This window comes from Aestuariivivens insulae (assembly GCF_022662195.1).
Classification (GTDB): Bacteria; Bacteroidota; Bacteroidia; order Flavobacteriales; family Flavobacteriaceae; genus Aestuariivivens; species Aestuariivivens insulae.
Genome location: NZ_JAKMCS010000004.1, coordinates 67,434 through 79,326 on the forward strand (window position 1 = coordinate 67,434; position 11,893 = coordinate 79,326).

Consider the following 11,893-nt stretch of genomic DNA (forward strand, 5'->3'; position numbering starts at 1 on the left):
ACGGATAGTATTTTGGTTAATAAATATAAAAAAAACATATTTGACAGAACATATATGTTCTGCTGTTTTTTTATCAAATAGAGCAAATTTGTTCTATGGCTAAAAAACCATTAGATAATTTTGATTCTGAAACAATTATTAAATTGGGTAGGCGTATAAAGTTTTTACGTAATGAAAGAAATATGACCCAAATGGACGTAGCCGTGTTGTTGAATATAGACCCCTCTGCTGTTAGAAGATATGAAAGAGGCAGGGTTGAAATGGGGTTTACTACATTAATGAAGTTTGCAGAAGCTTTACAAGTTACAGTTAATGACTTGCTTTATTCTGAAGAATAGAATAACAGACCTCTCCATTTTGATAAAAAGTAGGCTTATTATCATGTCTGAACCAATATAGTCCTTTGTTATTAATTCCAATTTTATCTTGCAAACTTAACTTTCAATACATATTTTAGATAAGTATTATGCTTATATTTATGATTGAAAAGTTTACAATTGATCAAATTAAATCTGAATTAATTAATTCTTGCATAACTTTTAAACCTAAGTCTTTCAAACCATATTTAATGGCTGATAATGTTTCTGTTGATTTCCCTACTAAGAAAAGGTTTTACAAATTCTTTAAACGTATGGTAAAATGCGCTAAACATAATTCTAAAGGACAATTAATTCCTATAATGAAGTTTACGGAAAGCAAAATTGAGCAAAAAGAATATAGCCTGAGTTTCTATGATGCCTATCACAAATATTCAAGGTTAACCTTACCAATAATTGAGACCGAAGAAGTGCTACATTTGGATATTAATCCTTTTTAATATTATAGTAAATAACACTTTTAAAAGATTAGACCTCTTCAATTTTGATAAAAAAGTGGATTAGTTGTCACCAACTTGTCAAGTTCTAAATACTTTTATCACTTATCTAATAGATTTAAATTACTCAGAGAATATAATTTAATCCTAGGCTCTCGCTACTAATCTAGGTTTATTAAATTTATGTTGCCAACAAATGATATTTTTTCATTAAACCACAGTTTTGCAGCATTCATAATAAATTTATAAATCATAACTATCATGGAAAGAAGAACATCAGTTAGACGGATTATGTTAGACTTATTATATATCAAGGAACAAGTCAAGGAGAAATTTAAGGACAATAAAAATTACATGGAAATATTAAACTATTTAGATAAAGAAGATTATTTAGACGATGATATACCCCTGCCCAGTTTTAAGCAAATAGAACAAGATACTCGCATCAAATCTTACCATATAAGGAAACGGTTAATTGATATGTATAATATTCTTTTTAGTTCCGATGAAGACGTTGAGTTAGATTTTAAATCCTCTGAAATTTATTTTTACTTACAAAACAATAAAGAATACGCTTCATTTAAATGCAAAAAACTTAATTACATTCCTAGAATTGGAGAAAATATGGACCTACCATTTATTAAAGAAAAAGTGGGTTGTGATTATTTTTACGTAGATGACATAAGACACTACTACTATAGCAGAAAACAAACAATTTACATCTATTTAAAATCTGGTATGTTTAACTCTTATTGGTATACTAGACTTCATGAGGCTGAAGAAAAAAAAGAACTGCCTTTTAAGGATTTTTATAATCTCTCCGATTGGGAGTTAAAAAGGAGATTATTATTCAAAAAGCCCTAATGAGGTGCTAAAAAATCAAAAACCTATTTATTCTAAAAACCAAAAGAGCTAAAATTTTCCCTCAACACTACTTGAATATTGAGAAAATTATTTAGATTTGTCAAAAAATGACAAGTCTTATGAAAACCACATTTGGTGAATACATCCGACTTCTAAGAACCGAAAAGGAACTCACATTAACTCAACTAGCAGCCAAACTGAATTTGGACTCTGCAAATTTGAGCAAAATAGAAAACGGAATACGAGATTTTGACGAAAAAAGACTGCCAAAATTGGCAAAAATATTTGGTCTCAACCTAAAAGACCTGCGAAACGAATATATTACCGACCAACTCGGAAAAAAAATTTACGAAACAAATTGCACAAAACAACTATTGAAAGTTGCTGAAGAAAAAGCAGAATATCGTAGAACCCTAAATAAAAACTTTCAAACAGAAAAAACAGTATGAAAATAGTATCATTTTTTGCAGGAGCAGGCGGACTTGACCTTGGATTTCAAAAAGCAGGTTTTGATGTGATTTGGGCTAATGAATATGACAAAGAAATTTGGGAAACCTATGAAAAAAACCACCCAAGCACAACTTTAGATAGAAGAAGCATTGTAGACATTCCAGCTAACCAAGTACCAGAATGTGATGGAATTATTGGAGGTCCACCTTGCCAAAGCTGGAGTGAAGCAGGTTCTTTACGTGGAATTAATGACAAACGTGGACAGTTATTTTTCGACTTTATCAGAATTTTAGAAGCCAAACAACCTAAGTTTTTCCTTGCAGAAAATGTGAGTGGAATGCTTTTAGGTAGACATAGTGAGGCTTTAAAAAACATCAAAGAACTATTTAAAAATGCAGGAATTGGATATGAACTATCATTCAAAATGCTCAACGCATCTGACTTTGAAGTTCCACAAGACAGAAAAAGAGTGTTTTTTGTAGGAATAAGAAAAGACCTCGATTTTAAATTTCAATTTCCAAAACCATTAAAAGAAAAGATTACACTTGAACAAGCAATATCAGATTTAAAAGATAGTGTTGTCCCTGCAAAAGAAGGCAATAAAACCAATAAAGAAAATTGTAAAGTTTCCAATCACGAATATATGATTGGTGGTTTTTCATCTATGTTTATGTCAAGAAACCGTGTAAGAAGTTGGGATGAACAGTCATTTACTATTCAAGCAGGTGGAAGACACGCGCCATTGCATCCACAAGCACCTAAAATGAATTTTATTGAACAAAATGTTCGTGAATTTGTCAAAGGAAAAGAGCATTTATATAGACGTTTAAGTGTAAGAGAGTGTGCAAGGATACAGACTTTTCCAGACAATTTTGATTTCCAATATGATAACATTTCAGCAGGTTACAAAATGATTGGAAATGCGGTTCCAGTAAATCTTGCAAAACACATGGCGTTGAGCATCAAATCTCAAATTGAAAGTGTCAAAAAGTCATTTACGAAAACAAAAAAAGAAATTTTAGAATTAGAAAATACATTATAATAAAGTATGGCAAGTCAGACTATTAATGGAAAAGCGTTTGAGTATGCTTTACTTTTAGAGTTTTATGAACGCTTAAAGAACATTACGAGCGTTTCAATCAGCGAAAATGAACCTTATCAAAATGCTAAAGGTTGTTTCGATTCTTTTATTGAGGACGAACAAGATACTTTTAGGATTACAGCAAGTGCAGCAATTAACTTTTTAATCGATATTGAACCAAGGCTATCAAACGGCATCAATGAAAATGACGTTTTGGTTTTAGAAATTGTTAGCGACCAAGCAGGACAAACAGGAGATGTTCGTGATGTTTTAATGATTCGTTCACTTCAAAAATGGGAAATTGGAATTTCTGCAAAAAATAATCACAGAGCCGTAAAACATTCAAGATTATCATTAAATATTGACTTTGGGAAAAAGTGGTTGGGAGTTCCTTGCTCACAAAATTATTTCAATGAAATCAAGCCAATTTTTGATATGTTGACTGACCTAAAAACAAAAGATAAATCCACTAAATGGATTTCGATTGATAATATGCACGAAGTAGTCTATGTGCCCATTTTAAATGCTTTTCGAAAAGAGCTTTTACGACTTGACAAAGAAAACCCAAATATTGTTGCCGAAAATTTAGTTCAGTATTTGATTGGTAATGAGGATTTCTATAAAGTAATCAAGGGAAAGAAAAAAGTTGAAATTCAGGCATACAATCTTAACGGTTCACTGAATTTACCTTTTGAATCCATAAAACCTAAAGCTAAAATTCCGAAACTGAAACTTCCAACAAGACTAATCGAAATTGTTTACCAAGACAATTCAACTACAACATTATTAGTTTCATTAAACGAAGGTTGGCAAATATCGTTCAGGATACACAATGCAAGTTCAAGAGTTGAGGCATCTTTGAAATTTGACATTAATCTAGTGAGCGCACCTCATACCTTATTTACTAATCATATTTTTATAGCATAATGCAACGCCTAAAGCCATAAACATATGCAATTCGCGCCAGCCAATGCTAAAACCAAAAATTGCTAAAGAGTATGTCTTTAATGCTGAAAAAACAAACTGAATAAAAAAGCCAATGGGTTAGCTATGGTAACCGTTGCTCAATCCCATAATTTTGAAAAGAGGAGCTAACCACTCTCCTTCAACCTATTAATCACCTAGCTAGTCCTCCTAAATATTAACGCCCAATCCAATTTTAATAATATGAACTGCTCCGTTATACCTAGAGTTAACTATCGGTTTCTCAACCTCTAATAAAATATAATCATACTGAGCTTGCACAAAAAAGCCATTATATATATTATACTTTAACCCTGGATTAATATTTAATCCACTTTGGGTATTATTAAAACTCATAGCGACACCATAATGTCCACCAATTTTATCATCTCTTCCTTTGGTTTTAAAAATCATTGAGGAATATCCCAACCTTAAATAAGGATTAAATTTTAAAACGTTAAACTCAACAAATATTTTAGGCTGGATAACATAGGACTTAATATTAAATTCAATTACAGAGTCATCACTCTTTAAAACACCTACATTTAGAGCCAAACCCAAACTTAAAACACTGTTTTTATAAGCCTTATAGTTAAATTCAGTATCTATAACACCATTATAAAAATCATTAATGAAATTGTGATCAAACGGGATGGGGTGATTTAATCCTACGGTAAATTTTGAATCCTGGGAAAAACCTTTAAATAATACTAAAAGCAAGATAAAGAATAAGGTTCTTTTCATAAAATAAGAGGTTTAAAATCAAGACAAATGTAGGAATAATAAAAGCAGACTTATCAGGAAGAGCTTCTTATTTTTTTTATCTCCAAACTAATCCTCTTCTGTGCTACACTTTACCTTATTTATAGTTAGGGCAAGGTAGGCAGGTTAAAATCTAAAAACCATTTAACCCCAATAACTTTTTACTAAAAACCACCTACCCACCCTACCTACTATTTATTTTACCTTCTTAGAAATCCTATTAATAAACCAACTAATCCTCTTTTAAAATTAGTTAAATGACTACTTGTAGACGTAAGTTATTTCCCTATATTTGAACACTAAATAACACCGTATTATATAATCTATTTATGAAGCTTCTGAAGTTTTTATGCTCTATCTTATCTATTACTGTATTCACATTCTCTTGTTCCAACTCAGATAGCCAACCTGAAGAGGTAGCATTAAAAGAGGTAACACATAACGTCATATATTGGGAGTTTACACCAGACACAGGTAACAACACATCAAGATTACGCTATGAAATAGAATTCCAAAATCCAAATGATGTAGCTATTAACGGGTTTTATAGAATAACCCAAAATGCTGATGGCTTTGTAACAACCCTTTTCTCCTCTAATAAATCTCCTTGCTATGAAATAGAAGCTAATTCCACCTGCACTCTTAGTTTTGATGAAGAAGACTCACATGATTTAGGAAAATTAAACTCTATTAATTTAATATCTGTAGAATATAATATTGAAGAAAAATAAGCAGTATTGTATTAATTAACAATAGTCATGAATAAAGCAAAACATCTTTGTTATTTACTTTTGGGAATTACACTCTTAGCATGTTCCAGTAGTGTAGATGAAAATGAAGAATCAATTAAATGCTTTAACAAAAACTCCATGGAATCATTTGTAATGGAGCCTGGCCAGTGTGTTATTATTTCAGAGAACCCAGACATGAAATTAGTTTTGATTGGATTTGAAAATCATATTAAGTCTAATGATATGACCTATAAAACTACTGTAACAGTTAGACTAGAGGAACTTAACTTCACATGGGAGACACTCCATGAAATTAAGGACGACCCAGACACTGAAATAATAAAATTTACAGGAGAAATCCTTACTGGAATCAATGAGGATTCCTATGCAATTTTTGTTGATGATATTGAATTTACTGAAACAGAAACTGAGTTTATTTTTCATAAAGCAACTATTAGAGTGAAGTACTCTACCAATTAATTAGCCACCTCCCTTTAACCTTTCCATTTCAAGACTAATCCTCCTTTGGACTACCTTTCCATAGCTATCTTGTGTTATTTTCATATTACTATGCCCAAGTAGTTCACTAACAATCTCCATTGGCACATCATTATATAACAATACAGTACTAGCAAAAGTCCTTCTAGCCATATGGGTGGTTAGCTTTTTATCAATACCCACAATAGCGCCAATTTCCTTCAGATAAGAATTGTACTTTTGGTTACTAATCCTAGGAAACACATGGTTTTCATCACTTAAATACTTATCCAATATAGCTTCTGCTTTAGGTAATAATGGAACGGATAAGGCTTTGGATGTTTTCTTCCTGTTCATCTTTATCCACCTGTTACCATCAAAACCAATTACAATATGTTTAGGCTCCAAATCCATAAGTTCCCTGTACGGTAACCCTGTATAGCAACAAAAAACAAATAAGTTCTTTACAAACTTTAACCTAGGTTGTGAAAACTCATGTACTTCAAGCTTTTTAAGCTCCTCTGGAGAAAGGAATACTATACTGTTCTTGGTTCTTTTAGCCTTGTAGAGCATAAACGGGTCTTTATCCAAGTGACCTTCAGCTACAGCAATCCTAATAGGCTTTCTAAAGCGCTGTATCATCTTGTTAATAGTAGCTTGACCCAAACCTTTCTCTGTCTTTAGATAGTACTCAAAATCGGCTAAGAACTGTAATTTCAACTTATTTAAAGGGAAATCATTACGCTTATGTTTATGCTTTATAAAATCCTTTACATGTTTATACGCATAATCAAATTTTATCCACGTAGCTCTTTGTATATCAATACCGATTAGCTTTTTTAAGGACTCTAGATAGCGTTTAAAGGCTTCTACGGCTCCTTGCTCCTTTTGTGTTTTTTCTCCTTTATATTGCAGGTATATGTCCTCTACGGTAAAACTTTCTTCCTTAACCTGTAGCATTAAAAAAGCCTGACTAAGTTTGGTCTTAATCAGGCTTAATTGTGTGTTCTTTAATTCTGCATCTGGTTCTGGTGGTTCAACGTATTGTTGTTTCCTGCTCCAGTGTTTAGGGTTGATGAATAGTCCTGTAGAGAATACTCTCCTAATCTTATTATAGGTGATTCTACACATTATGGCACATAAACCTTTACGGTTTGCTTTACGCTTATTAATATTGAATAATATATTGAGTTTCATGATAATTAAATTTTAAAAATGGGTGTCTTTTAATTTGTAGTTGGTACCTCAATAGGTGTCTTTTTTAGAAGAAAAAACTTGACAAGTTGGCATTTTAAAACATAATCCTGTTTTAACAGGAATAAACAACAAAAGAATAATAATTAAAATAGGTTTGTCAAACTATATTTTGATAATTAATATGTATGAATTATCTTTAAACAAAACACAAAATCACCTTATAATGAAAGTATTATAAAAACAAACTTAATTGTGTTTTGGCATACCTACTGTTTAACGTCAGCCAAAAGTGAACTTTTATAGGTTGATTTTTAAGAGAGAAAAAATGAAATACTTATTATTAAAACTAATACTGCTTCTTTGTTCAGTTACTTTATTCATTTCTTGCAAAAAGGAAAACACAAAAGTATATATTGAGATTGCAGCAGAGTCTAAAAAGCTAAATGACTTTTTTCAAATGAGTTTCGAAAGAAAATTAGATAATAGCCCACAATTTCAAACATTACTGGGAATTAAAAAAGATTATGGAGAATTGGATGATATTTCTCCTTCTGCCGATGAAAGAAAGTTAATGATAAAGAAAGAAGAATTACAATGGTTAAATGACTCAATTAATACCAATGCACTTTCTAAAGATGCGTTATTAAATTATAAACTGTTTAAGCAAAATATTGAAAATAATATTTCAGATTATAAATACAGATTGTACAACTATCCTGTAAACCAAATGTATGGAGCACAATCTTGGCTGCCATCAGTTTTAATAAGTATGCATCAAATAGATAATATTAAAGATGCAGAAGATTATATTTCTAGATTGAATGGTTTTAACAAATACTTTACTCAATTAGTTGAAAACTTAAAAGAACGTGAGGCAATAGGTGTTATGCCCCCAAAGTTTGTATATGACAAAGTGATTCAAGATTCAGAAAACATTTTAATAGGTCAACCATTTGATAAATCAAACAAGGAAAGTACGTTGCTGAAAGACTTTATGAAAAAAGTGAACAACTTAGATGCTGATGACAAAATTAAATTTAATTTAGAAAAACAAGCAAGAGAGGCTCTTTTAACCTCTGTTAAGTCTGCATATGAAAAACTTATTTCTTTTACCAAAGAACAGAAGACTAGGGCTAATAACGATCATGGTGTTTGGAAATTTCCTGATGGCGAAGCCTTCTATAACAATGCATTAAATAGAACAACTACAACAAATTTAACAGCAGATGAAATCCACAATATAGGGTTAGCAGAGGTCGATAGAATTCATGAAGAAATGAATGTTATACGAGAGAAAGTTGGATTTAAAGGAAGCTTAAAAGAGTTTTTTCAATTCATTAAAACAGACAAACAATTCTATTATACAGAAGATCAAAAAGGAAAAGATGCTTATTTAAAGGAATCATCCAATCTAATTGATAGTATGAAAGCAAGATTGGATGATTTCTTTATCACTAAGCCCAAAGCTGATATAATAGTAAAAGCAGTTGAACCATTTAGAGAGAAATCGGCTGGAAAAGCTTTTTATTATCCGCCAACAGAAGATGGTTCTAGGCCAGGAATCTACTATGTTAACTTATATGACATGAAATCTATGCCAACATACCAAATGGAAGCCTTGGCATACCACGAAGGATTGCCGGGGCACCACATGCAACTTTCTCTTCAGAAAGAATTGGAAAACGTTCCTATGTTTAGAAGACATATAAAATATATCTCTTATGTAGAAGGTTGGGGATTATACTCAGAGTATCTCCCAAAAGAAATGGGTTTTTATGCCGATCCTTACTCAGATTTTGGTAGATTGGAGTGGGAATTATTTAGAGCGTGTAGATTGGTTGTAGATACTGGAATTCATGCTAAGAAATGGACACGTGAAGACGGAATAAAATATTATATGGATAATACCCCAAATCCTGAATTAGATATTATTAGGATGGTAGAAAGACATATTGTGATGCCAAGCCAAGCAACAGCTTATAAGATCGGAATGATGAAAATCTTAGAATTACGCAAAAAAGCAAAAAATACTTTAGGAGATAAATTTGACATTCGTGAGTTTCACGAAGTTGTTCTTTCAAATGGATCCATTCCTCTAAATGTTTTAGAAAACTTCGTAGATGAATATATTAACTCTTATTAATATTTCACCCCCCAATATTGCCCACTTAAAATAAAAAAGCCTCGTAAACAAAGTGTTTACAAGGCTTTACGATTTCAAATCGTGGTCCCACCTGGGCTCGAACCAGGGACTTTCTGATTATGAGTCAGATACTCTAACCAACTGAGTTATAGGACCTATTAGTTTACACTAATATTGCTCTTTTAAAAGAGTGTGCAATATTACTACATATTTTATAACTCTACAAGAAATTTTATGGCTTTATCTCTTCGCATAACTCTATAAGCACCCCATTGGTACTTTTAGGGTGCAAAAAAACCACTTTTTTGTTATCGGCCCCTAGTTTTGGACTTTCGTTAAGCACAACAAAACCCTCTTCTTTTAAACGGGATACCTCTGCTTCTATATCATCAACATCAAACGCAATGTGGTGAATGCCCTCGCCCTTTTTCTCAATAAACTTGGCAATAGGGCTATCTGCATTTGTAGCCTCCAAAAGTTCAATTTTATTGGGCCCTATTTGAAAAAACGACGTATTAACCCCCTCACTTTCCACAGCCTCTATTTTATAATGTGGCTTACCAAATAATTTGGAGAATAGCGCGTTAGACGATTCCAGACTTTTAACGGCAATACCTATATGTTCAATTTTATTCATTTAGTTCCAAGGTGTTAATACAGTAAATTTTAAACGTAAAGGTAAATAATCTTTAAATATCAATTACTTTTGCATTATGGAAGAAAGTCAAAGACAAAAAAAGATAGCATCCGTTTTACAGCGCGATTTAGCAGAAGTCCTTCAAAACTCTGCTACACAAGGAGGGATGCGGGGCATTTTAATTTCGGTATCCAAAGTAAAGGTTACTGTAGATTTGTCCGTTGCCAAAGTGTATGTAAGTGTATTTCCTAACAATAAAGCCGCCGAAATATTAGAGGGCATTACCTCTAATGCCCCCTTAATAAAGCATGAACTGGCACAGCGTACCAAGCACCAATTACGCCGTATGCCCCAATTGGAGTTTTTTATTGACGACTCTTTAGAATACATCGATAAAATAGAGCAGTCCCTAAAAGGAAAGGATAACCCTATTGCAAATCCAGACTTGCTCGACAAAAGAAAAAAATCGTAGTTGAATGTCCCACTCTACATAGCAAAGCGCTACCTACGCTCCAAGAGCAGCAACCATGCTATTAACATTATATCCTATATCGCATTAACTGGCGTTGTTTTAGGAGCCGCATCCTTATTTGTCGTATTATCGGGCTTTGCCGGATTAAAAGACTTTACGCTTCAGTTTTCAACCATTATAGACCCCGATTTAAAGGCCCAGGCCGCTATTGGAAAATCCTTCGTTTTAACCGAAGAAGAAACCCTTAAGCTCAACCAAATTTCAGACGTAATAGCCTACTCGAAAGTTGTTGAGGAGCGTATTTTTATTAAATCAGACGATAAGTCCTACCCCAGCGCTTCCATAAAAGGTGTTGACGATAATTTTAAACGGGTCAATACCGTCGATTCAATATTGGAACAAGGCAATTGGCTTAGGGAAAAAACAAACCAGATTGTTGTGGGCTCGGGCATTTCCAGCAGCCTTTCCTTTGGTGTTTTAGACTATAACAAAACCATTAGCATTTATGTGCCCAAGCCCGGAAAAGGGCAAATCACCTCTGCCGAAAAAGCGTTCAATGCCGTTAACGCGGTTAACGTTGGTGTCTTTTCGGTTAACGAAACCCTAAACGACACCTATGTGTTTGCTCCCTTAAGCTTGGCACAACACCTATTAAACTACCAACCCAATCAAATTTCGGCCATAGAGTTTAAACTCAAGGATGGCGCCGATGAGACTATAGTAAAACAACAAATACAAGACGTTTTAGGCGATAAAGTAATTCTTAAAAACAGGGCACAACTCAACGACGCACTGTACAAAATGTTAAACACCGAAAACTTGGCCGTTTACCTCATTTTTACCCTAGTGCTTATTATTGCGCTATTTAACGTTATTGGGTCCATCATCATGATGATTTTAGACAAAAGGAACAGCCTGCAAACCCTATTTAACCTCGGTACTACAATAAAGGATATTCGTAAAGTCTTCTTCATTCAAGGTAGCCTAATGAGCATTTTGGGCGGACTCATTGGTATAATGGTAGGTCTGTTACTAACCTTAAACCAGCTTTACGGCCCCATAGCATTAAAAGTGTTCATAACCCCCACATTGCCCTATCCAGTACAAATAAAAATCGTTAACATTTTTATAGTCCTGTTCACGATTTCGGTATTAGGCATTTTGGCTTCCAGAATAGCCTCCGCAAGGATCACTAAAAATCTGGTACAGGATTATTAATTTTTTTTGGGCAAGTGCGCTTATGGCGCACCGCGCTATCCACTATAGTTTTTTAAAATATTCAAGGTTTTTCAACAACTATAA

14 protein-coding genes and 1 tRNA gene are annotated in these 11,893 nt (G+C 32.9%); 11 read left to right on the forward strand and 4 right to left on the reverse strand.

From position 1 onward, the window contains the following. The first annotated feature begins 95 nt into the window (after positions 1–95). From MR062_RS06305 to MR062_RS06330, 6 genes are all read left to right on the forward strand, one after another. Positions 96–338 carry a helix-turn-helix domain-containing protein gene (locus tag MR062_RS06305; protein WP_242203246.1) on the forward strand — a complete coding sequence of 81 codons (243 nt, stop codon included), beginning with the start codon at positions 96–98 and terminating at the stop codon, positions 336–338. Between the two features lie 230 nt (positions 339–568). Beyond that, on the forward strand, positions 569–817 hold the full coding sequence (locus MR062_RS06310) for a hypothetical protein (RefSeq protein WP_242203247.1): 249 nt from the start codon (positions 569–571) through the stop codon (positions 815–817). A 258-nt stretch (positions 818–1,075) separates the two neighbouring features. Then, entirely contained in the window at positions 1,076–1,678 is a 603-nt protein-coding gene (locus tag MR062_RS06315; RefSeq protein WP_242203248.1) for a hypothetical protein, read from the forward strand. Between the two features lie 119 nt (positions 1,679–1,797). Beyond that, positions 1,798–2,127, forward strand: coding sequence for a helix-turn-helix domain-containing protein (locus tag MR062_RS06320; RefSeq protein ID WP_242203249.1), 330 nt, complete (start codon positions 1,798–1,800; stop codon positions 2,125–2,127). Then, positions 2,124–3,170: a DNA cytosine methyltransferase gene (locus MR062_RS06325; RefSeq protein ID WP_242203250.1), complete on the forward strand. Its 1,047-nt coding sequence runs from the start codon at positions 2,124–2,126 to the stop codon at positions 3,168–3,170. Before MR062_RS06320 ends, MR062_RS06325 begins: the two co-directional genes overlap by 4 nt. Before the next feature lie 6 nt (positions 3,171–3,176). Continuing rightward, entirely contained in the window at positions 3,177–4,136 is a 960-nt protein-coding gene (locus MR062_RS06330; RefSeq protein WP_242203251.1) for a HaeIII family restriction endonuclease, read from the forward strand. A gap of 207 nt (positions 4,137–4,343) precedes the next feature. Here the strand turns inward: MR062_RS06330 and MR062_RS06335 are convergent, their stop codons facing one another. Continuing rightward, complete coding sequence (locus MR062_RS06335; protein WP_242203252.1) at positions 4,344–4,916, reverse strand: outer membrane beta-barrel protein; 573 nt, start codon at positions 4,914–4,916, stop codon at positions 4,344–4,346. Positions 4,917–5,263: 347 nt separating this feature from the next. On the opposite strand from MR062_RS06335, the gene MR062_RS06340 reads away from it, so the two are divergent. Together MR062_RS06340 and MR062_RS06345 are read left to right on the forward strand one after the other, a co-directional pair. Beyond that, positions 5,264–5,665, forward strand: coding sequence for a hypothetical protein (locus tag MR062_RS06340; protein ID WP_242203253.1), 402 nt, complete (start codon positions 5,264–5,266; stop codon positions 5,663–5,665). A 138-nt stretch (positions 5,666–5,803) separates the two neighbouring features. After that, entirely contained in the window at positions 5,804–6,145 is a 342-nt protein-coding gene (locus MR062_RS06345) for a hypothetical protein (protein ID WP_242203254.1), read from the forward strand. On the opposite strand, the gene MR062_RS06350 is transcribed toward MR062_RS06345, so the two are convergent. Further along, positions 6,146–7,339 (reverse strand): site-specific integrase, encoded by a 1,194-nt coding sequence (locus MR062_RS06350; protein ID WP_242203255.1) that lies wholly within the window; start codon positions 7,337–7,339, stop codon positions 6,146–6,148. It lies immediately after the preceding gene. Positions 7,340–7,664: 325 nt separating this feature from the next. Between MR062_RS06350 and MR062_RS06355 the strand changes: the two genes are divergently transcribed. Beyond that, positions 7,665–9,482, forward strand: coding sequence for a DUF885 domain-containing protein (locus MR062_RS06355; protein ID WP_242203256.1), 1,818 nt, complete (start codon positions 7,665–7,667; stop codon positions 9,480–9,482). An 82-nt stretch (positions 9,483–9,564) separates the two neighbouring features. Here MR062_RS06355 and MR062_RS06360 read toward each other — a convergent pair. Together MR062_RS06360 and mce are read right to left on the reverse strand one after the other, a co-directional pair. Then, positions 9,565–9,638 (reverse strand) — tRNA-Ile (locus tag MR062_RS06360). Between the two features lie 76 nt (positions 9,639–9,714). After that, the gene (mce, locus tag MR062_RS06365) at positions 9,715–10,119 is read right to left on the reverse strand and encodes a methylmalonyl-CoA epimerase (RefSeq protein WP_242203257.1); all 405 of its coding nucleotides are present in this window, start codon (positions 10,117–10,119) and stop codon (positions 9,715–9,717) included. Between the two features lie 76 nt (positions 10,120–10,195). Here mce and rbfA point away from each other — a divergent pair, with 76 nt between their 5' ends. Together rbfA and MR062_RS06375 are read left to right on the forward strand one after the other, a co-directional pair. Continuing rightward, entirely contained in the window at positions 10,196–10,591 is a 396-nt protein-coding gene (rbfA, locus tag MR062_RS06370) for a 30S ribosome-binding factor RbfA (protein WP_242203258.1), read from the forward strand. Beyond that, the gene (locus MR062_RS06375) at positions 10,592–11,809 is read left to right on the forward strand and encodes an ABC transporter permease (RefSeq protein ID WP_242203259.1); all 1,218 of its coding nucleotides are present in this window, start codon (positions 10,592–10,594) and stop codon (positions 11,807–11,809) included. Positions 11,810–11,893: the final 84 nt, after the last annotated feature.

Coding starts and splice junctions, on each gene's coding strand:
- MR062_RS06305 (WP_242203246.1), top strand. CDS start 96: ATGGCTAAAAAACCATTAGATAATTTTGATTCTGAAACAATTATTAAA.
- MR062_RS06310 (WP_242203247.1), top strand. CDS start 569: ATGGCTGATAATGTTTCTGTTGATTTCCCTACTAAGAAAAGGTTTTAC.
- MR062_RS06315 (WP_242203248.1), top strand. CDS start 1,076: ATGGAAAGAAGAACATCAGTTAGACGGATTATGTTAGACTTATTATAT.
- MR062_RS06320 (WP_242203249.1), top strand. CDS start 1,798: ATGAAAACCACATTTGGTGAATACATCCGACTTCTAAGAACCGAAAAG.
- MR062_RS06325 (WP_242203250.1), top strand. CDS start 2,124: ATGAAAATAGTATCATTTTTTGCAGGAGCAGGCGGACTTGACCTTGGA.
- MR062_RS06330 (WP_242203251.1), top strand. CDS start 3,177: ATGGCAAGTCAGACTATTAATGGAAAAGCGTTTGAGTATGCTTTACTT.
- MR062_RS06335 (WP_242203252.1), bottom strand. CDS start 4,916: ATGAAAAGAACCTTATTCTTTATCTTGCTTTTAGTATTATTTAAAGGT.
- MR062_RS06340 (WP_242203253.1), top strand. CDS start 5,264: ATGAAGCTTCTGAAGTTTTTATGCTCTATCTTATCTATTACTGTATTC.
- MR062_RS06345 (WP_242203254.1), top strand. CDS start 5,804: ATGGAATCATTTGTAATGGAGCCTGGCCAGTGTGTTATTATTTCAGAG.
- MR062_RS06350 (WP_242203255.1), bottom strand. CDS start 7,339: ATGAAACTCAATATATTATTCAATATTAATAAGCGTAAAGCAAACCGT.
- MR062_RS06355 (WP_242203256.1), top strand. CDS start 7,665: ATGAAATACTTATTATTAAAACTAATACTGCTTCTTTGTTCAGTTACT.
- mce (WP_242203257.1), bottom strand. CDS start 10,119: ATGAATAAAATTGAACATATAGGTATTGCCGTTAAAAGTCTGGAATCG.
- rbfA (WP_242203258.1), top strand. CDS start 10,196: ATGGAAGAAAGTCAAAGACAAAAAAAGATAGCATCCGTTTTACAGCGC.